This window comes from Thermomonas sp., assembly GCF_029945965.1.
Taxonomy (GTDB): Bacteria; Pseudomonadota; Gammaproteobacteria; order Xanthomonadales; family Xanthomonadaceae; genus Thermomonas.
Genome location: NZ_JAQSDO010000012.1, coordinates 58,201 through 84,681, shown reverse-complemented (window position 1 = coordinate 84,681; position 26,481 = coordinate 58,201). Strand labels below are relative to the sequence as shown.

22 protein-coding genes are annotated in these 26,481 nt (G+C 63.5%); 7 read left to right on the top strand and 15 right to left on the bottom strand.

All coding sequences use genetic code 11. The annotated features are described in order from the left end of the window. Positions 1-21: 21 nt before the first annotated feature. Positions 22-1,926 carry an MFS transporter gene (locus tag PSV05_RS05465; protein WP_300062664.1) on the bottom strand — a complete coding sequence of 635 codons (1,905 nt, stop codon included), beginning with the start codon at positions 1,924-1,926 and terminating at the stop codon, positions 22-24. Between the two features lie 100 nt (positions 1,927-2,026). Between PSV05_RS05465 and PSV05_RS05460 the strand changes: the two genes are divergently transcribed. Next, positions 2,027-2,908: a pseudouridine synthase gene (locus PSV05_RS05460; protein ID WP_300062661.1), complete on the top strand. Its 882-nt coding sequence runs from the start codon at positions 2,027-2,029 to the stop codon at positions 2,906-2,908. A 120-nt stretch (positions 2,909-3,028) separates the two neighbouring features. Here PSV05_RS05460 and PSV05_RS05455 read toward each other — a convergent pair whose 3' ends face one another. Genes PSV05_RS05455 through PSV05_RS05445 form a run of 3 tightly spaced genes read right to left on the bottom strand, consistent with a single transcriptional unit; the run spans position 3,029 to position 5,123 of the window. Next, the gene (locus PSV05_RS05455; protein ID WP_300062658.1) at positions 3,029-4,414 is read right to left on the bottom strand and encodes a M28 family metallopeptidase; all 1,386 of its coding nucleotides are present in this window, start codon (positions 4,412-4,414) and stop codon (positions 3,029-3,031) included. A 51-nt stretch (positions 4,415-4,465) separates the two neighbouring features. Beyond that, positions 4,466-4,894, bottom strand: coding sequence for a type II toxin-antitoxin system death-on-curing family toxin (locus PSV05_RS05450; protein ID WP_300062655.1), 429 nt, complete (start codon positions 4,892-4,894; stop codon positions 4,466-4,468). A gap of 7 nt (positions 4,895-4,901) precedes the next feature. Then, complete coding sequence (locus tag PSV05_RS05445; protein WP_300062652.1) at positions 4,902-5,123, bottom strand: AbrB/MazE/SpoVT family DNA-binding domain-containing protein; 222 nt, start codon at positions 5,121-5,123, stop codon at positions 4,902-4,904. A gap of 173 nt (positions 5,124-5,296) precedes the next feature. Between PSV05_RS05445 and ygiD the strand changes: the two genes are divergently transcribed. From ygiD to PSV05_RS05430, 3 genes are all read left to right on the top strand, one after another. Further along, a complete protein-coding gene (gene ygiD, locus PSV05_RS05440) occupies positions 5,297-6,163 on the top strand; it encodes a 4,5-DOPA dioxygenase extradiol (protein ID WP_300062649.1) in 867 nt (288 codons plus the stop codon). Positions 6,164-6,200: 37 nt separating this feature from the next. Next, positions 6,201-7,319, top strand: a complete 1,119-nt coding sequence (locus PSV05_RS05435) for an NADH:flavin oxidoreductase/NADH oxidase (protein ID WP_300062646.1) — start codon at positions 6,201-6,203, stop codon at positions 7,317-7,319. Between the two features lie 79 nt (positions 7,320-7,398). Further along, positions 7,399-8,451: an NAD(P)-dependent alcohol dehydrogenase gene (locus PSV05_RS05430; RefSeq protein WP_300062643.1), complete on the top strand. Its 1,053-nt coding sequence runs from the start codon at positions 7,399-7,401 to the stop codon at positions 8,449-8,451. Between the two features lie 23 nt (positions 8,452-8,474). Here the strand turns inward: PSV05_RS05430 and purD are convergent, their stop codons facing one another. The 11 genes from purD to PSV05_RS05375 all read right to left on the bottom strand — a co-directional run bounded on the left by purD (position 8,475) and on the right by PSV05_RS05375 (position 20,226). Further along, entirely contained in the window at positions 8,475-9,785 is a 1,311-nt protein-coding gene (gene purD / locus PSV05_RS05425) for a phosphoribosylamine--glycine ligase (RefSeq protein WP_300062640.1), read from the bottom strand. A gap of 5 nt (positions 9,786-9,790) precedes the next feature. After that, a complete protein-coding gene (gene purH / locus PSV05_RS05420) occupies positions 9,791-11,377 on the bottom strand; it encodes a bifunctional phosphoribosylaminoimidazolecarboxamide formyltransferase/IMP cyclohydrolase (RefSeq protein WP_300062637.1) in 1,587 nt (528 codons plus the stop codon). A 49-nt stretch (positions 11,378-11,426) separates the two neighbouring features. After that, positions 11,427-11,687, bottom strand: coding sequence for a DNA-binding transcriptional regulator Fis (gene fis, locus PSV05_RS05415; RefSeq protein WP_300062634.1), 261 nt, complete (start codon positions 11,685-11,687; stop codon positions 11,427-11,429). Between the two features lie 194 nt (positions 11,688-11,881). Continuing rightward, complete coding sequence (locus PSV05_RS05410; protein WP_300062631.1) at positions 11,882-12,388, bottom strand: DUF3426 domain-containing protein; 507 nt, start codon at positions 12,386-12,388, stop codon at positions 11,882-11,884. Then, entirely contained in the window at positions 12,385-13,299 is a 915-nt protein-coding gene (gene prmA / locus PSV05_RS05405; RefSeq protein WP_300062628.1) for a 50S ribosomal protein L11 methyltransferase, read from the bottom strand. The genes PSV05_RS05410 and prmA overlap by 4 nt, the downstream gene beginning before the upstream one ends. Before the next feature lie 79 nt (positions 13,300-13,378). Continuing rightward, entirely contained in the window at positions 13,379-14,698 is a 1,320-nt protein-coding gene (locus PSV05_RS05400) for a hypothetical protein (RefSeq protein ID WP_300062626.1), read from the bottom strand. Between the two features lie 72 nt (positions 14,699-14,770). Then, complete coding sequence (gene accC, locus PSV05_RS05395; RefSeq protein WP_300062623.1) at positions 14,771-16,138, bottom strand: acetyl-CoA carboxylase biotin carboxylase subunit; 1,368 nt, start codon at positions 16,136-16,138, stop codon at positions 14,771-14,773. 6 nt (positions 16,139-16,144) lie between these two features. Further along, a complete protein-coding gene (gene accB / locus PSV05_RS05390) occupies positions 16,145-16,645 on the bottom strand; it encodes an acetyl-CoA carboxylase biotin carboxyl carrier protein (RefSeq protein ID WP_300062620.1) in 501 nt (166 codons plus the stop codon). Positions 16,646-16,661: 16 nt separating this feature from the next. Further along, on the bottom strand, positions 16,662-17,102 hold the full coding sequence (gene aroQ / locus PSV05_RS05385) for a type II 3-dehydroquinate dehydratase (protein WP_300062617.1): 441 nt from the start codon (positions 17,100-17,102) through the stop codon (positions 16,662-16,664). A 125-nt stretch (positions 17,103-17,227) separates the two neighbouring features. Beyond that, positions 17,228-17,872, bottom strand: a complete 645-nt coding sequence (locus PSV05_RS05380) for a TlpA disulfide reductase family protein (RefSeq protein ID WP_300062614.1) — start codon at positions 17,870-17,872, stop codon at positions 17,228-17,230. Next, complete coding sequence (locus PSV05_RS05375; RefSeq protein WP_300062611.1) at positions 17,869-20,226, bottom strand: protein-disulfide reductase DsbD; 2,358 nt, start codon at positions 20,224-20,226, stop codon at positions 17,869-17,871. The genes PSV05_RS05380 and PSV05_RS05375 overlap by 4 nt, the downstream gene beginning before the upstream one ends. Before the next feature lie 265 nt (positions 20,227-20,491). Between PSV05_RS05375 and groES the strand changes: the two genes are divergently transcribed. The 3 genes from groES (at position 20,492) to PSV05_RS05360 (ending at position 26,230) form a co-directional block, all read left to right on the top strand. After that, positions 20,492-20,779, top strand: a complete 288-nt coding sequence (groES, locus tag PSV05_RS05370; RefSeq protein ID WP_300062608.1) for a co-chaperone GroES — start codon at positions 20,492-20,494, stop codon at positions 20,777-20,779. 113 nt (positions 20,780-20,892) lie between these two features. Next, the gene (groL, locus tag PSV05_RS05365) at positions 20,893-22,536 is read left to right on the top strand and encodes a chaperonin GroEL (protein WP_300062606.1); all 1,644 of its coding nucleotides are present in this window, start codon (positions 20,893-20,895) and stop codon (positions 22,534-22,536) included. Between the two features lie 250 nt (positions 22,537-22,786). After that, positions 22,787-26,230 (top strand): EAL domain-containing protein, encoded by a 3,444-nt coding sequence (locus PSV05_RS05360; protein WP_300062603.1) that lies wholly within the window; start codon positions 22,787-22,789, stop codon positions 26,228-26,230. Positions 26,231-26,481 lie beyond the last annotated feature (251 nt).

Genomic DNA, 26,481 nt, shown 5'->3' with positions numbered 1-26,481 from the left:
CCGCTTGCGCGGCACTCGAAACTAAGCCGCATTCCCACGCAATCCGCGCACCTTGGTTTCCAGCACTTCGGCCGTCGCATCGATGCCGTTGACCGCCGCGCCCGCCACCACTTCTACATGCGCGCGGAACCGGCGTGGCACGCGCATCTGCCCAAGCCTTGAGTCGCGCTTGCTCCACAGGCTGCCCCACATGTTGCGTAGCGCCATCGGGATAACCAGCACCGGGCGACCGGCGGCATTCGCGCTCTCAAGTATTTTCTCGACGCCGGATTTGAACGCCGCGATCTCGCCGTCCTTGGTCAACGCACCTTCCGGGAAAATGCACACCAGCTCGCCTTCGGCCAATGCAGCGTCCACTGCATCGAACGCACGTTGCATCAGCGCCGGATCCTCGCGCGCACCTGCAATCGGGATGGCCTTGGCGGTGCGGAAGATCCAGCGCATCACCGGGATGTTGAAGATCTTGTAATACATCACGAAGCGCGCCGGTCGCGGGATGCTGGCCGACAGGATCAGCGCATCCATGTAGCTGACGTGGTTGCACACCACCAGCGCCGCGCCTTCATCGGGGATGTGCTCGTCAATTCCTTGCACGCGCAGCTTGTACAACGTGCGCACCAGCACCCAGCTCAGCAGCCGCATCAGGAACTCGGGTACCAATGTGAAGATGTAAATCGCGACCACTGTATTGGCGATTGCCAGCGCCAGGAAGAATTGCGGGATGCTCCAGTGCAGCAAGGAGCCCGCCGCCAGTCCGCTGACCGCCGCAGTGACGATGAAGCCAGCGTTGATGATGTTGTTGCCGGCAATCACCCGTGAAAGTTCCGAACGCGGCGTGCGGTTCTGCACCAGCGCGAACAGAGGCACCAGGAAGAAGCCACCGAACATGCCGATCCCCAGCAAATCGCCAAGCACGCGCAGGCTGCCCGGTGCATGCAGGAAACCAGCCACGTCCAGGCCATGCAGCAGCGCATCGCCCGGCCGCGCGAAATACAGGTCAAGCAGGAATGCGCTGACCCCGAATGCGCCCAGCGGCACCAAGCCAATTTCCACCGTGCGCCCGGACAGTTTTTCGCACAGCAATGAGCCTATCCCGGTGCCAATCGAGAACACACCCAGCGACAGCAGGAACAGCGCACTGCCACCGCCAAGATTCGTCTCGGCATACACCGGCAACTGCGCGGTGAGTGCAGTGCCAAGGAACCAAAACCATGAGATGCCGAGGATGGAATTGAACACCGCGCGTTGCTTCGTGCACAGCTTCAACAGGCGTAGCGTTTCCGTTGCGATGTTCCAGTTGATCTTCAGGTCGGGCGCCGTTGCGGGTGCCGGCGGGATCGCGCGGCTGGCCACATAACCGACCAACGCAATGAGCAATACCGCGATCGATGCCAATGCCGGCCCGCGATCAGGCACCAGCATCAGGCTGCCGCCCAGCATCATCCCGAACAGGATCGATAGCGCGGTGCCGGTTTCGACCAGGCCATTGCCGCCCACCAGTTCGCGCGGCTCCAGCGCCTGCGGCAGGATCGAATACTTGATTGGCCCGAACATCGTGGAGTGCATGCCCATCAGGAACAGCACCACCAACAGCAGCGTCGCGTGGTGCGCATAGAAACCCCACGCCGCGACCGCCATCGCCACGATCTCGAAGATTTTGACGAAGCGGATCAGCCGGGTCTTCTCGTATTTCTCGGCGAACTGTCCAGCCAGCGCCGAGAACAGGAAGAACGGCAGGATGAACAATGCTGGCGCCAGGTTGGTGTACAGCCCCTGCTGCGCCAGGTTGAGTCCCAACTGCGAGGTGATCAGCACGATGGTGGCGTTGCGGAACACGTTGTCGTTGAACGCGCCCAGGCACTGCACCACGAAGAACGGCAGGAAGCGGCGCTGGTGCAGCAATCCGAATTGGCTATGCCCTGACATGGATCCCCCGATGTTTGGGCGGAGTCTAGCGGAGGCTGGGATACTTCCGCATTGATCGCTTTCGCGCTCGAGGCGGGTGCGATCACAGCAATGGAATCTCATGCACTCAACTGGTCTTGAAGCTCCGAGTCGCCTGCAACTGCCTGCTGGTCAATGGCTGACCTTGCTCGACGGGCTATGCGCGCGGTTTCCGCGGATTGCCCGGGAGGTCTGGCTGGACCGCTTCGCGCGCGGGCTTGTGCAGGGCGCGAACGGGTGTGCGCTGTCGGTCGATACGCCGTATCGGGTCGGCATGGAGGTGCGTTACTTCCGCGAAGTAGTCGATGAGCCGCGCATTCCGTTCGAGGCGCAGATCCTGTTTGCCGATGCGGACCTGGTGGTGGCGGACAAACCGTATTTCCTGCCGGTGATGCCGGCGGGGCGGTTCGTGGTGGAGACCTTATTGTCACGGCTGCAGAGGCAACTGAAGAACCCGGAGCTGGTGCCGTTGCACCGTATCGACCGCGAGACCGCGGGGCTGGTTCTGTTCTCTGCACGAGCTGAAACACGCGCGATGTATCAGTCACTATTCCCGCAGCGCGCTGTCGAGAAAACCTACGAGGCGATTGCGCCGCCATTGCCGTTGTTGTCGATGCCGCACGTGCATAGCTCGCACCTGCAGGCAGGTGAGCCGTTCTTCCGGATGTGCGAAGCAGACGGTGTGATCAATAGCCACACCCGCATCGACGTGATCGAACGTGGTGAGCATGCATGGCGTTACGCCTTGCAACCGATCACTGGCCGCAAACATCAATTGCGCGTACACATGGCCGCGCTGGATGCGCCCATCGTCAATGACAGCCTGTACCCGGTGCTGTGTTCGCGCGCGCCGGATGATTTCAGCCGGCCGTTGCAGTTGCTGGCCAAATCGTTGCGCTTCGTCGACCCAGTTGATGGCAGGGTGCGTGCGTTTGAGAGCGGGCAAGCGCTGTCGATCGATTAGTGGAAATGGGGTCTGGAAACGGGGTCAGAGTGGATTTCCTGCCGGCGGCAATCTGTCGTGCCGAAATCGTGATCAGGAAACTTCACTCTGACCCCATTTCCGGGGTTGCCCGCTCTCCGATCAGTAGCCGCCGAAACTTCCCGCCGGTCCCGGAAACACTACCGGGCTTTCGGTGCCGTCCTTGGCGACTGCGGCAACGCCGAAGAAGTAGTTGTCGATGACGATGTCGTGCAAGGTCGCGGTGCCGACATCGCCAACCCAGCGGCTATGCGTCCACTGCGGTTCGGTGGTGAGCCGCCAATAGATCTTGTAGCCGGCCAGGTTGGGCGCCTGTTTCGGATCCGGGTGCGTCCAGGTCAGCGTGGTATCGGCACTGACCGCGCCCTTGATGTCGACATTCGCCGGTGGTGGCGGCGCCCACGCCATGCCCGCAAGGGCGACCGCGTTGAGCGCGGTGAGCTTGGCTGCGTAGGCGAAGTCCACGCCATCGATGGTGTCGCCGTAAACACGCCCGTCCACGGTGCGCAGATCCTGATGCTGACGGTCGTAGTGTTCGTGGGTTTCCATGACGCGGACGGCCGGATAACCCAGGTCGTTGAACGGGCGTTGGTGGCCGCCGCGCCCGAAACGGTCCAGACGGTAGACCATCATCACGTCGAGGTTGGGCACGTGTTCGGCCATGCGTTCGATGTAGCGGGCCAGGTTGCGCGTGGGGGAGTCGACCTCGCCGCCGGTGAAGCGGCGCTGGCGGGCTTCTTCCACGGTTTCGTTGGCGCGAGTGCCTTCTGCGAACACGCGGGCGGTGTGGTTGTCAGTGACGCCGTCGATGCCTTTGATGTTTCCGATCATGTCGTTGTTGAGCATGGCTTCGATGCGCCAGCCGTTCTTGTGTGCTTCATCGGCCAGGATTTTGCCGCCGAACAGGCCCTGTTCTTCGCCCGACAGCGCGGCATACACAATCGTGCCGGGGAAGCGATGCCGGCTGAGCACGCGCGCGGCTTCCAGCGTTCCGGCCAGGCCCGATGCATTGTCATTGGCGCCGGGCGCATCCGACGTCGCATCCATGACATCGCTGCCCCGTGAATCGATGTCGCCGCTCATGATCACGTAGCGGCTTGGGTCGGTGGTCCCGCGCTGGATGGCGATCACGCTGACCACTTCAACCGGCCCCGGGATGCGTGGTTCGCCCTGCACGGTGCCGCTGACGTAGCGCACCTCCAGGCAGCCGCCGCAGTCGCGAGAGATGCGCTCGAACTCGGCAAACACCCAGCGCCGCGCGGCACCAATCCCGCGTGTCTCCGACGTGGTGTCGGACAAGGTATGCCGTGTGCCGAAGCCGACCAAGGTGCGCACATCGCGTTCGATGTGGGCGGCCGATGGTGCGCTGCCGATGATATCCAGCTCCGGTTTCGAAGCCGGTGGTGGCGTATCCAGCGCGAAGGCAGTGCCGGCCATCAGCGCAGGCAGGACAGCCACGCTGGCCAACATGTGGACGATGCGACGCATGCTGCGGCTCCCTTGTGGTCGAGTTGCCCAGCCTAGCCGATGGCGCGGGTATCAGGCGGGATAGGCCACGCGCGGTTCGTGCAGGGACTTGCCGGCATCGTGCAGCAAGCGAGGTCGCAACCATGCTGCGAATTCGGCTTCGGAGAGGCTGCCTTCGGCGATGCCCAAATAGACCGGGTACAGCGTCAGGTCGTCGGCGTCGAGCTGGGCGCCGTTGAGCCGGACGAAGGTTTCACAGGCGACTGCGGCGGTGCGCTTGTTGCCGTCCAGGAACGGGTGGTTGCGTGCAATACCGCAGGCCAGGCTTGCGGCAGGATCGGCAAGATCCGGTGGCGGGTCGCCATAAGCATGCAACTGTTGCGGTCGGGCGAGCGCGGAGTCGAGCAGGCTGGCATCACGGACACCCGGAATACCGCCGTGTTCGGCCAGCTGTCGGTCATGGATGGCCAGCGCCAGCGACTTGTTGATCCAGATGATCATGGCGCGCTCACTGGGCCAGCTTGTGCAGCAGCGTGCGGCGGTCGCGCATTACCTGTTCGGCGACTTCCATCTGCGCCGCCAGCTCCGGGTCGTAGGTAGTCAGGCGGATGCCGTCCGGGGTTTCCAGCGCGTAGAGCTCGTCACCTTTTTCCAGGCGCAGGCGGGCCAGCAGCTCCTTGGGCAGAATGATGCCGGTGGAATTACCGATGCTGGTGAGCTTGAGTTTCATGACGGGTGTCTGCCTGTCGGGATACGTTATAACGAATGTTATACGACGATATGGCGACCCGCAACCCCACTGCGAACCGGCATGTATCCGCATCAGTCCATTCCATGCGTCCGCCCCATGCGGAGCACGCCCGTTGCTAGAGTCGGGCTCCCGTTTTCTACGCAGCCGCAACCATGTCCACCACGCTGATGCCTGCTGCTTTCCTGGGCCATGGCAGTCCGATGAACGCGCTGGAGCACAACCGCTATACCGAGGCGTGGCGCACGTTCGGCGTGTCCGTGCCACGGCCGCGCGCGATCCTGGCGTTGTCCGCGCACTGGCACATCAACGCACTGGCAGTGACCGCGATGCCGCAGCCGCGCACGATCCACGATTTCTACGGCTTCCCGCAGGCGCTGTTCGATGTGCAGTACCCGGCGCCAGGCCTGCCCGAACTTGCCGAAGAAGTGGCCGATCTGGTAAAGCCGGATCATGTCGGCTTCGACATCGATGGCTGGGGCCTCGACCATGGCACGTGGTCGGTGCTGGTGCATGCCTTCCCCGATGCGGACACCCCGGTGGTGCAACTGTCGCTGGATGCGCGCCAACCGTTCGAGTGGCACCTGGCCATGGGTACGAAGTTGGCAGCATTGCGCGAACGTGGCGTGCTGATCGTCGGCAGCGGCAACGTGGTGCATAACCTGCGCGCGATCGACAGGCAGCAACCGGATGGCGCGTTCGACTGGGCCGAACGTTTCAACACCGATGCACGCGTGCTCATGACCGAACGCCCGCATGATGTGCCATCGCTGGCCTCGCATCGCGACTATCGACTGGCAGTGCCTACCGACGAACATTTCCTGCCGTTGCTTTACCTCGCCGGGCTTGCCTCGGCGGCAGGCAAGCCCGCGCAGGTGCTGGTTGATGGGTATGCCTATGGCTCCCTGTCGATGGCGTCGTACACGTTGGACGCACACCGTCCCCGCGAGAATGGCGACATCGATGGCGACGGCGCAGCGCCGCTGGACACGACGTTGCCACCCGAAGACGCCAACATCTGATCGCCGCGCACCCCCAAGCATTGGAGTCACCCATTCCGTGAGTCATCTGTTTTCCCCGCTTGAGATCGGGCCGCTGCGCCTGTTCAATCGCATCGTGATCGCGCCGATGTGCCAGTACTCATCGATCGACGGGTGCGCCAGTGACTGGCATGTCCAGCATTGGACCAGCCTGGCCTTGTCCGGTGCTGGCCTGCTGATCACCGAGGCCACCGCGGTCGAAGCGCGCGGTCGAATCAGCTGGGGCGATCTCGGTCTGTACGACGACGCCACGGAAGCTGCATTCGCTGATGCACTGGCGACGGTGCGGCGTTGGTCGCCGATGCCGGTGGGCGTGCAGCTGGCGCATGCCGGGCGCAAGGCGTCGACGAAAAAACCCTGGGAGGACGGCGGCGGTGCCATCGCGCCCGATGCCGAGCACGGTTGGCAGGTGATGGCGCCCTCGGCGGTCCCGTATGCGGATGGAGATCCCGTGCCCGAGGCGCTGGACGAGGCCGGCCTCGCAGGCATCGTGCGTGCCTTCGCCGACAGCGCGCAGCGCGCGGTGCGACTGGGCCTTGACCTGATCGAACTGCATGCGGCGCATGGTTACCTGCTGCATGAGTTCCTCTCCCCACTCAGCAACCTGCGCACGGACCGTTATGGCGGTTCGCTGGAAAACCGCATGCGGCTGGTGCTTGAGGTCTTCGATGCGGTGAAGGCGGGGGTGCCGGCGTCGATGGCGCTGGGCATCCGCATCTCCGCGACCGACTGGGTCGAGGCTGGTTGGGATCTCGCGCAGAGTATTGCGCTGGCCAGGGCACTTGATGCGCGCGGTTGTCACTACATCCATGTGTCCAGCGCTGGCCTGCATCCGGCGCAGGAGATCGCGATCGGCCCGGGCTACCAGCTGCCGTTCGCCGAGGCGATCAAGCGCGAGGTGGCGATGCCGGTGGTGGCGGTCGGCATGATCACCGAGCCCCTGCAGGCCGAGGCCGTGCTGGCCGATGGCCAGGCGGATGCAGTGGCGCTGGCACGCGCGATGCTCTTTGATCCGCGCTGGCCCTGGCATGCCGCAGCCGCGCTCGGCGCGCAGGTCGCTGCACCCCCGCAATACGTGCGAAGTGCGCCGCATGGGCAGTCAGCGCTATTCAAGCCAGCGACCGGAAGTGCGGGCTGATCCACTACCCCCGAGCGCTTTCGTTTGCCACATTCGGAAGCGCATGATGACCAATTACCCCACCAAGGAGCTCCTGCGAATGACAACCCAAGCCTATGGCGCACATGCCGCCGACAAACCCATCGAAGCCATCGCCATCGAGCGCCGTGCGCCTGGGGCGCAGGACGTGCAGATCGAGATCGCCTATTGCGGCATTTGCCACTCGGACTTGCACACGGTGCGTGGGGAATGGCCTGGCACGCTGTACCCATGCGTGCCGGGGCATGAGATCGTCGGTCATGTCAGCGCGGTCGGTGGCGATGTCAGCAAGTTCAAGGTCGGCGACACCGTCGGCGTCGGTTGCCTCGTCAACAGTTGCCAGCATTGTGCGTCATGCGGCGAGGGACTGGAGCAGTACTGCACCAATGGCTTCGTCGGCACCTATAACGGGCCGACGGCGGATGCGCCTGGCCACACGCTGGGCGGCTATTCGCAGCGGATCGTGGTCGATGAAAAATTCGTGCTGAAGGTCACCCACCCGGAAGACCAGTTGGCCGCCGTTGCGCCGCTGCTGTGCGCGGGCATCACCACGTATTCACCGCTGCGCCACTGGAAGGCGGGTCCAGGCAAGAAGGTTGGCATCGTCGGCATCGGCGGACTGGGTCACATGGGCGTCAAGCTGGCGCATGCGATGGGTGCGCACACGGTGGCGTTCACCACCAGCGAAAGCAAGCGCCAGGATGCGCATGCGTTGGGTGCTGACGAAGTGGTGATCTCGCGTGACGACGCGCAGATGCAGCAGCACGCGGGGACGTTCGACTTCATCCTCAATACCGTGGCTGCGCCGCACAACCTGGACGCGTTCACGAACCTGCTCAAGCGCGACGGCACGATGTGCCTGGTCGGGGTGCCTGCCAGCCCGCATCCGAGCCCGAGCGTGGCCGGGCTGATCTTCGGTCGCAAGGCGATCGCCGGTTCGCTGATCGGCGGCATTGCGGAAACCCAGGAGATGCTGGATTTCTGCGCCGAGCACGGCATCGTCTCGGAAATCGAGATGGTCACTGCGCAGCAGATCGACGAGGCCTACGAGCGCATGCTCAAGAGCGACGTGAAGTACCGCTTCGTGATCGATAACGCGACGATGTCGGCCTGATCCCGCCGACTGGATGCGCCGGCTCAGTTGCCGGCGCGTTCGCGTTGTATCGCGCGCCAACCGATGTCGCTGCGATGGAATTCGCCGTCCCATTGGATGGCCGAAATCGCATCGTAGGCACGATGTTGTGCATCGCTGACGTCATCGCCCAACGCGCACACGCACAACACGCGACCGCCACTGGTGACCACGTTGCCATCGGCATCCAGCGTGGTGCCGGCATGGAACACCTTGCTGCCCGCAGGTAGTGGTGCGTCCAGCCCATGGATCACATCGCCACTGAGCGGCGTGTCCGGGTAGTTGGCCGCCGCCATCACCACGCCGAGCGAAGGCTGCGGCAGCCAGCGTGCGTCGGTTTCATGCAAGCGGCCATCGATGGCCGCTTCGATAAGTTCCACCAGATCCGAGTCCAGCCGCAGCATCACCGGCTGGGTTTCCGGATCGCCAAAACGTACGTTGAATTCGATCACCTTGGGCGCGCCCTTGGCGTCGATCATCAGACCTGCGTAAAGGAAGCCGGTGAACGGGATGCCATCAGTAATCATGCCCTGCACGGTCGGGTTGACGACCTCGCGCATCACGCGCGCGTGCACCTCGGGCGTGACCACTGGCGCGGGCGAATACGCGCCCATGCCGCCGGTGTTGGGGCCGGTATCGCCGTCGCCGACGCGCTTGTGGTCTTGCGATGTGGCCATCGGTAGCGCGGTCGTGCCATCCACCATCGATATGAAACTGGCTTCCTCGCCATCGAGGAATTCCTCGATCACCACGCGCGCGCCGGCATCGCCGAACGCATTGCCTTCCAGCATGTCGCGCACCGCGGTTTCAGCTTCGATCAGGGTCATCGCCACGATCACGCCCTTGCCGGCGGCCAGGCCATCGGCCTTGATCACGATCGGCGCGCCACCGCTCTCATCAGAGCGTGCGCGCACATAGGCGAGGGCTTCATCGGCATTCGTGTGCACTGCGTAATACGCAGTCGGGATGTTATGCCGGTGCAGGAAATCCTTGGCGTAGGCCTTGCTGCCTTCCAGCTGCGCGGCAGCGGCGGTTGGTCCAAAGATGCGCAGGCCTGCTTCGCGAAACCGGTCCACTACGCCCGCGACCAGTGGTGCTTCCGGGCCGACCACGGTCAGCGCGATGCTTTCGTCGCGAACCAATGCGAGCAGGCCCTCGATGTCGGTGGGCCTGATCGCGACGTTGCGACACTTGGGTTCGCGTGCGGTGCCGGCGTTGCCAGGCGCGACGATGACCTCATCGACACGCGGCGATTGTGCGAGCTTCCAGGCCAGTGCGTGTTCGCGACCGCCACCGCCGATGACCAGGAGTTTCATGCGCGTCAATGCCGGAAGTGGCGGATGCCGGTGAACACCATCGCCAAGCCATGTTCATCGGCTGCGGCGATCACCTCGGCATCGCGCATCGAGCCGCCCGGCTGGATCACCGCCTTGATCCCGGCCTCGGCAGCGGCGTCGATGCCGTCGCGGAACGGGAAGAATGCATCGCTGGCCATCACGGATCCTTCGACCTGCAGGCCGGCGTCGGTCGCCTTGATTCCGGCAATACGCGCCGAATACACGCGGCTCATCTGGCCGGCGCCGACGCCAATCGTGTGCTGATTTCGCGCATAGACAATTGCGTTGGACTTCACGTACTTGGCTACGCGCCATGCGAACAGCAGGTCGTTGAATTGTTCCTCGGTCGGGGCGAGCTTGGTTACCACTTTCAATTCATCGCGGCCGACCTCGCGGATGTCGCTGGTCTGCATCAGCAGGCCGGAGCCGACGCGCTTGACGTCGATGTTGTTCTTGCCGTCGCCGTGCGGAATCCTGAGCACGCGCACGTTGGCCTTCTTCTTCGCATAGGCCAGAGCATCATCGTCATAGTCCGGCGCGATCAGCACCTCGACGAACTGGCGATCAAGAATCACTTTCGTCGTCGCTGCGTCGAGTTTGGTGTTGAACGCGATGATCCCGCCGAACGCCGAGGTCGGGTCGGTGGCGTAGGCCGCTTCGTAGGTATCTGCACAACCGATGCCCTGTGCGACGCCGCAAGGATTGGCATGCTTGACGATCACGCAGGCCGGCAGTTCGAACTGGCGCACGCATTCCCATGCTGCATCGGCATCGCCCATGTTGTTGAAGCTCAGTTCCTTGCCCTGCAACTGGGTGAAAGTCGCCAGCGTGCCCGGCACCGGCCACAGGTCGCGGTAAAACGCGCCGTGCTGGTGCGGGTTCTCGCCGTAGCGCAGATCCATCACCTTGACGAAATTGCTGTTGTTCTGCGCGGGGAACAGCGCTTGCGCGCCATCGGCCTGGATTGCGGAGAGGTGGTTGCTGATGCAGGCATCGTAGAAGGCGACATTGTTGAATGCAGCCACAGCAAGGTCGAAGCGGATCTTGCTTGACAGCGCGCCATCGTTCGCATTCATCTCATCGATGATGCCGGCGTACTGCGATGGATCAGTGGCAACGGCAACACGGGCGAAGTTCTTCGCCGCGCTGCGCAGCATCGCCGGGCCGCCGATGTCGATGTTCTCGATCACGTCCATGAAGCTGCTGTCTGGGTTGGCCGAAACCGCTGCGAACGGATACAGGTTCAACACCAGCAGGTCGATCTTCTCGATGCCGTATTGCGCCATCACCGCGTCGTCGGTCCCGGCACGCCCTAGAAGCCCGCCATGCACCATCGGATGCAGGGTCTTGACCCGGCCATCCATCATTTCGGGAAAGCCGGTTGCTTCGCTGACATCCTTCACTGCAAGGCCGGCATCGCGCAGCGCCTTGGCAGTGCCACCGGTGGACAGCAGTTCCACGCCATGCGCGGCAAGCACGCGGGCAAGGTCGAGCAGGCCGGTCTTGTCGGACACGGACAACAGGGCGCGACGCACGGTCACGGAAGGGCCGGACAGGTGTTGGATAGTCATCGGGGAGTTGTTACTGCGGGGAAGCGCGAATTATAGCGGCGGCTTGCTTTCAGCCCATGTTGTAGTCGCGCAACTTCTTCCGCAGCGTCGCGCGATGGATGCCGAGCATGGCTGCCGCGCGGCTCTGGTTGCCATCGCAATGCTGCAGCACTTCGATGAATAACGGGATCTCGAGTTCGCGCAGCGCGATGTTGTACAGGTCGTCGGTGCCGCAACCGTTGAGGTCGCGCAAGTAACGGCGCACGGAGGTTGCAACATGGTCGCGCAATGGCGCGCGGTTGGCGTCCGGACGGTCGGCGGTGACGTTCAAGCGGGGCCCTCGTTGCGATGCTGCATCGAGTTCAACCATCGATGCGCGGTGGCCAGTTTAACGCGATGCGCTTTCGAATGTCGCTGGCTTGCCGCATTCATCGGCAAATATTTGTGATCGTCTGCAGGTTGTGCAGGATGAGCGCACCAGCCGGCTGGCCGACATGAGCTAACTCAGGTGGATGACCGGTCGAACTACTCGAAACGGAAATCGAAGGCGACCACGCCGGGTGCCGGTTCGATGATGTCGAACGCCAGTTGCGCCGCCTGCCCGGCCTTCAGCAACGCGGTGTCAGGCGTGCGGCCCAGGTAGTCGCCCGGCATGAAGCGGCGGCTGCCGAGCAGGCGGCCGTTCGCATCGGAGAGGCTGAGCACCAGCACCGGCCAAGGCTGCGACCAGCGCGCATCATTGCGGATGCTGGCTTGCACGCGCAGCACGCCGGAACGGCCGGGTACTGCGATCACGTCGCGCGAGAGCATCGCGAACGCATCGGGTTCATGCCAGGCCGACACGTTGCAACCCGTGACATCGCATACAGCCGTTACCACTGGCCGCCATTGCGCATTGGCCGCCAGCCGCGCGCGTTCGCTGAAGAACAGTTGCCCCGCGAGCAGCAAGGCCAGCACGACCAGGGCGCTCCACTCGCCGACGCGGCGGCGCGGTGGCGCCGGGGCTTCGACGAAACTCGGGGCGCGGCTCATGCGCGACGCACGCCGTCGATGCGGACCCAGTCTTCCTGGCGGGTCACGCGCAGCTCGTCGAACCAGGCGCCGTAGCGCTGCAGCAATTCGTCTTCTTGCCCGGACAGGATGCCCGACATCGCGATGCGGCCCGCGGGTGCGACCCGTGCGGCAAGTGTGTCGGCAAGCATGTCCAGCGCCGAGGCCAGGATGTTCGCAATCACTATCGGATAGGTCGCGACGGGTTCGTCCTGCGGCAGATACGTGTCGATGGCCAGGCCATTGCGCGCAACGTTGTCGGCGGTGGCGATCAAGGCTTGCGGATCGTTGTCGACGCCGACCGCGCGCGCCGCACCCAGCCGCAATGCGGCGAGCGCGAGGATGCCGCTGCCGCAGCCGAAGTCGAGCACTTCGCGACCCTGTAGCTCGCCGCGCCCCGCGAGTTCATCCAGCCATTGCAGGCAGAGTGCAGTGGTCGCATGTGTTCCGGAACCGAAGGCGAGGCCGGGATCGAGGCGTACGACTGCAGCGTCCGGATTGTCGGCGTCAGCGGGCAAGTCGTGGTTCCACGGCACGATCCAGGTGCGCGCTCCGAACTGCATCGGATGGAACTGGTCCAGCCAGGCACGTTCCCAATCCTGATCCTCGATCTTCTCGAAGCGTAGTTGGGTCCAGTCGAGTTCGGGGTCGAAGGCTTCCAGCGCGGCCAGAAGCAGCAAGCCGTCAGCATCTGCCTCGAACAGGGCGGTCAGCTGCATCTCGTGCCAGAGCGGCAATTCGCCGACGCCGGGTTCGAAGATCGCCTGTTCGTCGGCGGCGTCCAGATGCGCATCCTGCAGGGTGACTGCGAGTGCGCCCACGTCTTCAAGCGCACGCTCGTAGCGCGGCTGTTGTGCTTCGGTGCAAGGCAGGCTGAGTTGCAGAAAAGGCATATGGATGCAGATAGAGGGCTGCATCCATGGTTACCGGCTTGCCGGGTCAGGGCAAGCCCCACGCATGCGAAGCAGTGTCTCAGCCGCCGAGGATGCCCTTCAGCAGACCCTTCATCGACGGTCGTTTCTGTGGCTGTTGCTGTTGCTCGCCGTCCTCGCCTTCGTTACCCGGCTGCATGTTGCCCAGGTCCAGGCCAAGGATCGCGGTGGCGGTGGATTTCGCGCGCAGGCGCACGCTCCATTCCGGGTTCCACGGTTTTTTCACGTCGGCCGGCTTGGGCGGATAGGTAATCCAGCTTTCCGGGCCGTAGGCAGTCATCATCAACATGCCCGGCATAGCGCCTTGACTGCCTGGAGCACCGGCGAAGATGCCCTTGGGAATGGTGCAACTGGTGGCGCTCGAAGGAAGCAGCACTTTCTGCTTCAGCCATTTGTCGATGTAACTGCCGGTCAGGAAGGCGTGCAGGTCGCTGCCGGCGCCGGCCACATCGGCACTGCTCCAGATGACCATGTTGTAGGAGTTCTGGCCGGTCACTTCCATGTGCATGCCGGTGATGAAGTACGCGCGTGCGCGATCCACCGTGGGCCAACTCAGGTTGACCGCGTCGGACATTTCACCTTGCGAGCGCAGGGCGAGCTTCGGCATGAAGTCCGAAGCCTGCTGGACCTGGAACTGCATCGAGTCCGGAATGCCGTCGCCGACCATCTTGTGGTCACCGGCCAACCGTGCGCCGCTGGGGACTTGCTTGCCATCCTTGCGGTTCGGCCAGTAGACATAGCCCGGCTTGAGGTCGATGTCGCGATCCGGCGCGAACAGGCCCTTGGACATGCTGCCAGTGGTCTTGAAATCCATGCCCCGCATGCCGCCCTTGCCGTCGAGCGTGCCGCCCTTGACCTTGATCGTGGTGATTTTTGGTTGGCCCGGCCGGACGGTAGCACCGCAACCCCAGTATTCGGAAATCTTCATTTCGACATCCGGGATCTTGCCCGGCGAACTATTGCCCTGGCTCGGCGCGGAAGTCGTCGGTTCAATGGGGATCAGGGTCAGCGCATTGCCGAGGTTCAACCCGGCCGGCACCTGGTCCTGCGCTTCGACACCAGGCTTGAGCGCGTTGTGCAGGGCGATGTCGAGGTATTGCCCAGACAGCCCACCGATGCCGTGCGTGGTCGGGTAGGTCGGCTTGCTGGCGTCCGCGCCGCCCATCCTGCGGGCCATGAAGCCGCCCAGACCGCCCATCATGCCGCCGATGTCCGGCATCCCGGCCATGTTGTGGGTTGAAACATCGATGTAGAGGTTGGTTGGCGGGGTCTTGCCCTGCTGGCTGGCGGCGGGCAGGGCCGCGAGCACGGTGGTGAGCGCCGTGGAAACTGCAATGGCGACGATCTTGCGGCGTTGCATGGGACGCTCCGGGCAGGGGTTGTTCGGTATCCGGTATTAGCGGAAAAACGCCTCGAAACCGGACACCGTTTGTCAGAGGATCGAGAGCGTCTTTTCCTTGCGTTCGGCCAGGCGCTTTTCCAGGTAATGGATGTTCTGGCCACCAGCCTCGAAACCCTTGTCGGTCAGGATGCGCTGCTGCAGCGGCACATTGGTCTTGATGCCGTCCACCACCATTTCGCTGAGCGCCACGCGCATGCGCGCAATCGCCTGTGCACGGTCGGCGCCATGCACGATGAGCTTGCCAATCATCGAGTCGTAGTTCGGCGGCACCCGGTAGCCTTCGTAGATGTGCGAATCCACCCGCACGCCCGGGCCGCCCGGCGAATGGAAGTGAGTGACCAGGCCGGGTGAAGGCATGAAGTTGTCCGGGTCCTCGGCATTGATCCGGCACTCGATTGCATGGCCGCGCATGACCACGTCGGATTGCCTGATCGAAAGCTTCTGGCCGGAGGCGATCAGCAATTGTTCGCGGACCAGATCAATCCCGGTGACCATCTCGGTGACCGGATGTTCGACCTGGATGCGGGTGTTCATTTCGATGAAATAGAAGCGGCCGTCCTCGTAAAGGAACTCGAAGGTGCCGGCGCCGCGGTAACCAATCCGGATGCAGGCTTCCACGCACACCTTGCCGATCTCCGCGCGTTGTTGCTCACTGATGCCGGGTGCGGGCGCTTCTTCGACCACCTTCTGGTGTCGGCGTTGCATCGAACAATCGCGCTCGCCCAAGTGGATCGCGTTGCCCTGGCCATCGGCGAGCACCTGGATCTCCACATGGCGCGGGTTCTCCAGGAATTTCTCCATGTAGACCATGTCGTTGCCGAACGCTGCCTTGGCCTCGGACTTGGTGGTGGCGACCGCCGTGGCCAGCGCGGCCTCGGTCTGCACCACGCGCATGCCGCGGCCACCACCACCGCCGGCCGCCTTGACGATCACCGGGTAGCCGATCTCGCCGCCAATCTGGATGTTGGTCGCGGCATCGTCGCCAAGCGGGCCACCGCTGCCGGGCACGCAGGGCACGCCGGCGGCCTTCATTGCGCGGATCGCCTCGACCTTGTCGCCCATCAAACGGATGGTTTCGGGCCTGGGGCCGATGAAGATGAAGCCGGATTGCTCGACCCGTTCGGCGAAATTGGCGTTCTCCGACAAGAAGCCGTAGCCGGGATGGATGGCCTGGGCGTCGGTGACCTCGGCGGCGGCAATGATCGAGGCCATGTTGAGGTAGCTGTCCGACGAGGGCGCCGGGCCGATGCAGACCGATTCATCCGCCATCGCCACGTGCTTGAGGTTGCGGTCGACCGTGGAATGCACGGCCACCGTGCGGATGCCAAGCGCGTGGCAGGCGCGCAGGATGCGCAGCGCGATCTCGCCGCGGTTGGCGATGACGACTTTATCCAGCATCGCCGATCAGCCGATGACGAACAGAGGCTGGTCGAACTCGACCGGCTGCCCGCTCTCGCACTGGATTGCCAGCACGGTGCCGGACACATCGGCTTCGATCGGGTTGAACATCTTCATCGCCTCAATAATTCCCAGCGTCTCGCCGGCCTGGACTGCCTGGCCAATGCTGACGAATACGGGTTTCTCCGGCGACGGGCTGGCATAGAAGGTGCCGACCATTGGTGCGCGCACCACGTGGCCAGCCGGCAGTTCGCTGCCGTGCGGCTTGTGGCTGCCGCCAGTGGCGGCATCGACCGGAGACTGCATTGGCATCGCCGACGCGTTTGGCATCTGCGCAGCCGGAGCCGCGTAATGAACCGGCGTGGGCTGCACCATCCCGCCGGCATTCATTGGCTGTGAGGGCATGCGGGCCAGACGAACAGATTCCTCACCTTCCTTTATCTCGATTTCGGACAGGTTGGATTCTTCCAGCAGGTCGATCAGCTTCTTGATCTTGCGCAGGTCCATCAGGGATACCTCTTGGTCAGGCCTCGAGCCGCGCCAGCGCGGCGTCAAGGGCGTAGCGGTAGGAGTCGGCGCCGAAGCCGCAGATCACGCCGACCGCCAAGTCGCTGAAATAGCTCTGGCGGCGAAACGCTTCGCGGGCGTGCGGGTTCGACAAATGGATTTCGATAAATGGAATCGCGACCGCAGCCAGAGCGTCGCGCAACGCCACCGAGGTATGCGTGAACGCGGCCGGGTTGATCAGGATGAAAACGGTGCCGTCGGTGCGGGTGGCATGCACGCGTTCAATCAGCACGTGTTCGGCATTGGACTGCAGGTCCAGCAGGTCGTGGCCGGCGGCTTGTGCGCGGCTGCGCAGCTCGTCGTTGATTTGCTCAAGCGTGGTTCGGCCATAGACCTCCGGCTCGCGGGTGCCGAGCAGATCGAGGTTGGGGCCATGCAGGACGAGCAGTTGCGCCATCGACGACGGAGGATCCGGAAGCGGGCCGGCAGTGTCCCGCAATGCGGCAATGCTGTCCAGTTCGGCGAAGTTTCGCCGAATTACGAAACTTTAAACGCGCGTTTGAGTCGCAACTCTAATCCACATCACGGCTTTGCCCATTCCTCTATGTCCCGTTTGTCGTCGAATGGCCCGATTTTCGTTTTCAACAGCCGGCCCTCGGCAGATACCAGGATTGTGTAGGGCAGCACGCCGGCCGGATTGCCAAGGCGCACGCCCGCGTCGGCCGGACCTGGGGCATCGACCAAGGTGGGATAGGAGATTCGATGCTGCTGCAGAAAGTCGCGCACGTTAGTTGCATCATCCAGCGCGATACCGATGACTTGGATGCCATTGGCACCTTGCTCGCCGGCGAAGGCCTTTTTGGCATTGGCCGACTGTTCGTCGGCGAAGGCCTGCAGTTCCGGCATTTCCTTGAGGCAGGGAGCACACCATGTCGCCCACAGGTTCACCAGCGTCGGCTTGCCCGCCCATGCCTTCGGGATGCGGGTGGAGGCGCCACTGGCATCGGCAAGGGTCATGGCCGGCACGATGTCGCCACGTTCTGCGACGATCACGCCTTCCGGTGGCGTTGGTGCCCGCGATTTCAGCACGGCGCCCAGCACCCGCTGGCCGGGCTCGGTGCTGGCCAGGCGGGTGGCGATGGTGGGGTCGAAGTACACGCTTGCGCCCGCACCGGCAAGGGCGGCGACCACGGCTACAAGCACGATGCGCAGATTGGATTTGTTCATGGCGGCCCGGTGGTGGCCCACTTGAGTGCATCTTCGACGATGCCGGAGGTGACGATGACCGGCAGGATCCGGCCCTCGCCGCCGCCGCGCGGATATACCACGTACAGCGGCACGCCGACTGCTTTGTGCGCCTGCAGGTAGGCGGTGATCGCCGGATCGACATTAGTGTAGTCACCGGTCATGTAGACCGCACCAGCGGCCTGCATCGCACTGCGGAAACTGTCGCGGGCGAACACCGCTTTTTCGTTGGCCTTGCAGCTCACGCACCAGTCGGCGGTCATGTTGACGAACACCACGCGCCCTTCCTTGCGCAATGTTTCCAATCGTTGCTCGGAATAGGCGACATGTTCGATGCCGTCGCTGCTGGTGGCGGCCACTCGATCCGTCGGCTTCGCCAGCTGATGCAACATGGCCAGTGGCCAGGCCGTGCCGAGTGCGGCGAGCAAGGCCAGCGCCAGCCAGCCGCGGCTGCGTCCGCTGCGCGCTTGCGTCCAGGCCCATGCGGCCAACGCCAGCGCGATGGCCGCCGCCAGCCACAGCCCGACCGCATCGGCGCCGCGCTGCTTGGCCAGCACCCAGACCAGCCAGGCCGCGGTCGCATACAGCGGGAACGCCAGCAGCTGCTTGAAGGTGTCCATCCACGCGCCGGGTTTCGGCAAGCGTTGCGCCAACGCCGGGATGAAACCAATTAACAGGAACGGCAAGGCAAGCCCGAGTCCCAGCATCGCGAATACAAGCAGGCCGCCCAGCGCCGGGCCGGTGAACGCATACGCCAGCGCCGCACCCATGAACGGCGCGGTGCACGGGGTGGCCAACACCACCGCCAACACGCCGGTGAAGAAATCGCCGCTGGCGCCGCTGCGCTGCATCAAGGCGCCGCCACGCTGGCTGATGCCGACATTGGCGTACCACAGGCCGGACAGGCTCAGGCCGAGGGCGAATACCACCAGCGCGAGTCCCGCGACGACCAGCGGTTGCTGCAACTGGAAGCCCCAGCCCAGCGCCAATCCCGCCTTGCGCAATGCCAGCGCGAGCGCACCCAGCGCGATGAAACTGAGCAGCACGCCGGCCGTGTACCAGAGTGCATGCCGGCGCGCGCGCTGCTTGCTTTCGCCGCTTTGCGCCAGCGCCAGTACCTTCAGCGACAGAACCGGCAATACGCAGGGCATCAGGTTGAGGATCAGGCCGCCGAGCAGGGCCAACAGCAGCGAGGCCAGCAGGCCTGGCGTGGATTGCGTCAGGTTGGCGCTGGTCGGCGGCAGCGTGCGGGCGACATCGCCATCGGTTGGCGCTGCACTTGCGTCAGATGTGGCGGAATCCGCAACGTCTTGCGGTGCAGATGATGTCGAAACCGGCTCTGTCGATGCTTGCGAAGTTTGATCAGCGGTTGCTGCCGCCTGAATCTCGGCAACTGGCGTCAGCACACCCGCCGGCAATGCGATCGGCAGCCGCCGGGTCATCGGTGGATAGCAGATGCCGCCGGTCTGGCAGCCCTGCAGGCCCACGATCAGCATGCCCTTGGCGGCAGCTGTTTGCGAGCGGGCGACAGGCACGGTGATTTCGACTTGGTCGAAGTACACCGCCACGTCGCCGAAGTGCTCGTCGCGATGCGCGGTGGCCTTGGGCAGTTTCGATGCTGGCGGCAGCGTGGCCGACAGACCGGCACCGGCGTCGAGCTTGACCGACAGCTTGTCGCGATACAGGTAATAACCAGTTGCCGGAGTCAGTCGCAGCAGGATGCTGTTGCCGTCGCCCGCAATCGCTTCCACGGTGAAGGCGCGCTCTTCCGGTAGCGGCGCGGCATCCACAGCGCCTGTGCTGGCGGCATTTCCGAACCCGAACAGTCCGCCGCCACTGGGTTGTGGCAAGCCAAGACCGGTATTGCTGCCGCTGGCAGACGGCAGTGCGACTTTCAGCGTGCGGGTCTGCGGCGGATAGCAGACCCCGGCATCGGCGCAGCCCTGGTACTTGATGGTCAGCGTGGTACTGGTCGCGCCGTCGGTGGCGATGCCGGTCAGGACGCCGGTCAGCGATCCGCGATAGGTTTCGACATCGCCGAAGAATTCGTCATGATGCTTGTTGCCGTTCGGCAGGCTGAGGCTGGCGCCCGTGAATGCCGCATCGGCCTTGACCGAGGTGCGATGCCGATACAGGTAGAAACCGTCGGCGATTTTCCAGCTGACCTCGATGCGGTCGCGGGCAGTCGCCTTGGCCGACGGCACGAACACCTGGTCGACCGGCGGCAGGTCGATGTCGGCGGCAAAGGCCGACATGCTCGCGGGCAAGCAGATCGCCAGAATCAGGGCGGCCAGCGCGACTTTGGTGAGACGATGGCGGAGATGGACAAACGACATCGGCGATCAATCCTTGCTGCGGGTCTGGTCAGGGCGGGTCTGGGCTGCAACCCAGAGCAAATGAGTCCGCTCACCTGCATAGGGTACGGCAGCGGGGGATTTGCGTTACATCAGCGCAGCGCCCCTTGAAAGGATCGCCAGCTCCCCCATCTCGGAAGCAGTCCGGGTTCGCCCGGTTTTATTGCCCGCGCATTGGCACTCGGCATGGCCGACTGCTAAAATGAGCGGGTTTACCCACTTTAATCAAGCACTTGTCGAGGTTGTCATGTCCAATATCAAGCCGCTGTTCGACCGCGTGGTCATCAAGCGCATGGAAGAAGAGAAGTTGTCCGCCGGCGGGATCGTGATCCCGGATTCGGCCACCGAAAAGCCGATCAAGGGCGAAGTGATCGCAGTAGGCACCGGCAAGGTGCTCGAAAACGGCCAACTGCGCGCGCCGCAGGTCAAGGTCGGCGACAAGGTCCTGTTCGGCAAGTACAGCGGCACGGAAGTGAAGCTGGACGGCACCGACCTGCTGGTGGTCAAGGAAGACGACATCTTCGCGATCCTCTGATCGCGAGTGATTGCGCGTCGTTTTCGATAGGGCGGGTCCAGACCCGCCACTGATACATCCACATTCAATGAGGCGGGCCTAGGCCCGCCCTACCTATTTCGAGGAAATTACCAATGGCTGCCAAGGACATTCGTTTCGGCGAAGACGCGCGCTCCAAGATGGTGCGCGGCGTCAACGTGCTCGCCAATGCCGTCAAGGCAACACTCGGCCCGAAGGGCCGCAACGTCGTGCTGCAGAAGAGCTACGGCGCTCCGACCATCACCAAGGACGGCGTCTCCGTCGCCAAGGAAATCGAGCTGGCCGACGCGTTCGAGAACATGGGCGCGCAGATGGTCAAGGAAGTCGCTTCCAAGACCTCCGACATCGCCGGTGACGGCACCACCACTGCCACCGTGCTGGCGCAGGCGTTCATCCGCGAGGGCATGAAGGCGGTCGCCGCCGGCATGAACCCGATGGACCTCAAGCGCGGCATCGACCATGCGGTCAAGGCTGCCGTGGTTGAGCTGAAGGCGATGAGCAAGCCGTCATCGACCAGCAAGGAAATCGCCCAGGTCGGCGCGATCTCCGCCAACTCCGACGCCAACATCGGCGACCTGATCGCGCAGGCGATGGACAAGGTCGGCAAGGAAGGCGTGATCACCGTTGAAGAAGGTTCCGGCCTGGACAATGAACTCGACGTGGTCGAGGGCATGCAGTTCGACCGCGGCTACCTGAGCCCGTACTTCGTCAACAACCAGCAGTCGATGTCGGCCGAGATGGACGACCCGTACATCCTGTTGTACGACAAGAAGATCTCCAACGTGCGCGACCTGCTGCCCGTGCTGGAAGGCGTGGCCAAGTCCGGCAAGCCGCTGCTGATCGTCGCCGAGGAAGTCGAAGGCGAAGCGCTGGCGACCCTGGTGGTCAACACCATCCGCGGCATCGTCAAGGTGGTTGCAGTCAAGGCACCGGGTTTCGGCGATCGTCGCAAGGCGATGCTGGAAGACATGGCCACCCTGACCGGCGGCACCGTGATTTCCGAGGAAGTGGGCCTGTCGCTTGAGAAGGCCACGATCAAGGATCTGGGCCGTGCCAAGAAGATCCAGGTCACCAAGGAAAACACCACGATCATTGATGGTGCCGGTGAAGCCGAAGGCATCCAGGCCCGGATCAAGCAGATCAAGGCGCAGATCGAGGATACCTCCTCCGATTACGATCGCGAGAAGCTGCAGGAGCGCGTGGCCAAGCTGGCCGGCGGCGTTGCGGTGATCAAGGTCGGTGCGGCTACCGAAGTCGAGATGAAGGAAAAGAAGGCCCGCGTCGAAGACGCCTTGCATGCGACGCGTGCTGCGGTGGAAGAAGGCGTGGTCCCGGGCGGTGGCGTCGCGCTGATCCGCGCACTGCAGGCACTGGGTGAGCTGAAGGGCGACAACGTTGACCAGAACCATGGCATCAACATCACCAAGCGTGCGATGGAAGCGCCGTTGCGCGAGATCGTCGCCAACTGCGGTGAAGAGCCGTCGGTCGTGCTGAATCGCGTCAGCGAAGGCAAGGGCAACTTCGGCTACAACGCCCAGACTGGCGAATACGGCGACATGATCGAGTTCGGCATCCTGGACCCGACCAAGGTCACCCGTACCGCGCTGCAGAACGCGGCGTCGATCGCCGGCTTGATGATCACCACCGAAGCAATGGTGGCCGAGGCTCCGAAGAAAGACGAGCCGGCAATGGGCGGCGGCGGTGGTGGCATGGGCGGCATGGGCGGCATGGATTTCTGATCCAGTCCCAACTGCACTAAACGCTACACACGAAACCCCCGCCGCGAGGCGGGGGTTTTGTTTACGTGCCGGACGCCGCCATCCTATGTTGGCGTCAATGCCAGACGCATGCGGTTCCGCAGGTGCTTATGGGGTAGCGGGCGCTGTGACTGGAAGTCCGCAGCACAGATTCAACGCAGCCACATGGTAACGTTGGCACAGTTCCAATTGCGGGCTGCAGGGCACCTTGGTAGTTACCACGGAGTACCAGATGGCGCTTGGTGAAACCCGTTTCCGCATGATGTTCGAGCATACCGCCGCCGCGCTGACGGTGTTGGACGTGGGGACAGGCCAGTTCACCGACTGTAACCAGGCGGCGGTGGACATGCTGGGTTGCGCGGACAAGAGCGAGATGCTGGCACAACACCCGGCGCGATTTTCGCCGCAATTCCAGCCCGATGGCAGGCTCTCGTCGGACAAAGCCGACGAGATGATTGCCACTGCCATGCGCGATGGCAGCCACCGCTTCGAATGGATCCAATGCAGCGAGCACCGCGCGGACTTTCCGGTCGAGGTCCTGCTCACCCCGATCGTGATGGGCGAACGGCAACTGGTCATTTGCACCTTGCGCGACATCACCCAGCAAAAGCAGGACCAGAAGACCCAAGCCGCGTTGCACCAGATTTCCGAGGCCGCCCATTCCACCACGACGCTGGTCGAAATGTTCGGCCGCGTCCACCAGGTCATCGGCGAGTTGTTGCCGGCCCGGAATTTCTTCGTTGCCCTGTACGACCAAGCCCGGGATGAGCTGAGCTTCCCTTACTTCGTGGATGAGCATGACGTCGCCCCGGAACCGCGCAAGCTCGAGGACGGCACCCTTTCGGGGCGGGTGATCATGACCGGGGAGGCGTTGCTGTTCACCCCGGAAACGGTGCGAGAAGGCGTCCACGAGCAATTTAAGCTGGTGGGCACCGACTCGATGGATTGGCTCGGTGTACCGCTGAAGTCGCAATCACACACGATCGGCGCGTTGGTCGTGCAGAGTTACACCGGCGATGTCCGTTATGTGGAACAGGACAAGGCCCTGCTCGAGTTCGTGTCCAGCCAGGTGGCCGCGGCGATCGAACGCAAGCAGGCGGCCGACGCCCTGCTCGCGTCGGAGAAACGTTTCCGGCTGCTGTTCGAGCACAACCTGGCCGGGGTGTTCCGCAGCCTGCCCGATGGCCGGCTGCTGGAGTGCAACGACGCATTCGCGCGGATGCTCGGCTACGAATCCAGGGATGAGGTCATCGGCGTCAATACCAAGACCTTATATTTCGAAGAGGGGGACCGCGAACGCTATCTGGCGCACCTGCGCAAGTATGGCTCGCTGGACAATTCGGTGGTCCGCCTGCGCCGCGCGGATGGCGCGGAACTGTGGGGGATGGTGACGGTCAACCTGATCCTGGATGACCCGGGCCAGCCCGAGGTGATACAGGGAACCCTGATCGATTTCACCGAGCGCAAGCATGCGGAGCAGGCGCTTCAGCTGAGCGAATCGAGGCTGGAGGAAGCGCAGCGCCGCGCTCACCTGGGTAGCTGGACCTGGAATTTGGCCACTGGGATATTGAGCTGGTCCGACGAGTTGTGCCGCATTTGTGGCGTGTCGCCGGCATATCACCAGCCCACCTACGAGGACTTCCTGAGCCGGCTCGTGCCCGAAGATCGCCCTGCAGTGGAAGCGCTGATGGCGCAGGCCCTGCGGGACCGCAAACCCTTCAGCCACGAAACCCGGTTCGTCCGTGAAGATGGCGAGGTTCGCACCATTTTCGACCAGATCGAAGTCCTGGTGGACGACCAGGGCCGGGTGACCGGCTTGGCAGGTGCCTCCCTGGACATCACCGCCCGCAAGCAGGAGGAACAGCTGGAGCAAGATCGCAGCCTGATCCTGGAGCAGGTGGTGCAGAACCAGCCCCTGCCGGACATCCTCTTGCGCATCTCGGGCATGCTGGAGGTACAGATTCCCGGATCCCGCAGCTCAGTGCTTTTGTTGAAGGACGGCCGGCTGTGGACGGGAGCCGCGCGGCACTTGCCGCAGGCCTATTCGGAGAAGCTGGATGGCCTGCCGATTGGACCGGCGGTAGGATCTTGCGGCACCGCGATATATCGGGGCGAGGTGGTCATCGTCGAGGATATCGCCACCGATCCCCTCTGGGATGAGTATCGTGAACTGGCGTTGCCGCACGGACTGCGCGCTTGCTGGTCGGTGCCCATTCCACCATCCAACCGTGGCGATGTGCTGGGCTCGGTCGCGGTCTACCGCGACCAGCCATCCCGGCCCAGTGCGCGTGATCTGGAGTTCATGGGCATGGCGACCCGGCTGGCCGCCGTGGCGATCGAGCACCGGACGCTCACCGATCAGCTGTCGCATCAGGCCCAGCACGATGCATTGACCGGGTTGCCGAACCGGCTGTTGTTCCAGGATCGCCTGAACCAGGCGCTGGCCCAGGCCGAGCGCAAGAAGCTGCAGGTGGCGGTGCTGTACATGGACCTGGATCGCTTCAAGAGCATCAACGACATGCTGGGCCATTCGTCGGGCGATGCACTGCTCTGTCTGGCTGCAAGCCGACTACAAGCCTGCATTCGCAAGACTGACACCCTGGCGCGGCTGGGGGGCGACGAGTTCACGGTGGTGTTGAGCGAACTGAACGATCCGCAGGACGCCATGCGCGTGGCGACCAAGCTCATCGAGGCAATGCGTGCCCCGTTTCATGTGGATCAGCATGAGCTGTTCGTCACCCTCTCTCTTGGCATCAGTATTTATCCCGATGACGGGCTCGAAAGCGACACCCTGATAGCCAATGCCGACGCGGCGATGTATCGCGCCAAGGAAACAGGTCGGGACAATTTTCAGTGGTTCTCCGCAGAGATGAATACCTTGGCGAAGGAACGCATGAGCATGGACGGCCAACTCCGCCACGCCTTGCGATTGGGACAGCTGAGCCTGTATTACCAGCCGCAATGCGGTGCGGACGGTGAGATCCAGGGCTTCGAGGCGCTGATGCGCTGGCAGCATCCGACCCTTGGCACGGTGTCGCCGGCCCGGTTCATCCCGCTGGCTGAAGCCAGCGGGATGATCGTCCAGCTTGGCGAATGGGCGCTGCGCACGGCCTGCGCCCAGATGGTCGCCTGGCGTCAAGCCGGGCATCCGACGCTTCGCGTCGCGGTGAATGTGTCGGCGATCCAGTTCAAGCGCGCCGATTGGGTCGACACCGTGCGCCGCGCCTTGCACGACACCCAGCTGGCACCTGAGGCGCTTGAGCTGGAGATCACCGAGAGCTTGCTGCTTCACAGTCTCAGCGAAACTTCTGCCAACCTGTTCGAGCTACGCGATCTGGGCGTTGGCATCGCAATTGATGATTTCGGCACTGGCTACTCGAGCTTGAGCTACTTGCACAAGCTTCCGGTCACCACGCTCAAGATCGATCAGGCATTCGTCCGCGAGATCGGGCTCCAGTCGTCGCTGCCTGGGCGGGAAGACGCAGCGATCATCCGCACCATCATCGCGCTGGCCCGTAACCTCGGCATGGGCGTGGTAGCCGAGGGCGTGGAAACGAACGCCCAGCGCGATCTGCTGCTGTCGCTGGGTTGTGAAAGCCTCCAGGGCTACCTGTTGCACCGCCCGATGCCGGTCGAACAGGTCAATCTTCTGCTCGATAAGCTGGGCTATAAGTAAAGCTCCCACACTCGCAAGTCCATCACGGACAGGCTCAAGCCAGGCCCCCAGGCTAACGCTGAACAGATTGCGGCGACCACAGGCCGGCGCATCAAGACCGACAAGGCATAAACCGGTCACTGAAAGACTGTCCGGCGATATTGTTGCAACGACAGATTGGCAATTTGAATCTGTGCTACAAAAACCGCTAGCCGCAAGTGAGGCTCGACGCATGTTCCTGAAACAGTTTTTTGGCGAAGTGAACAACCCCC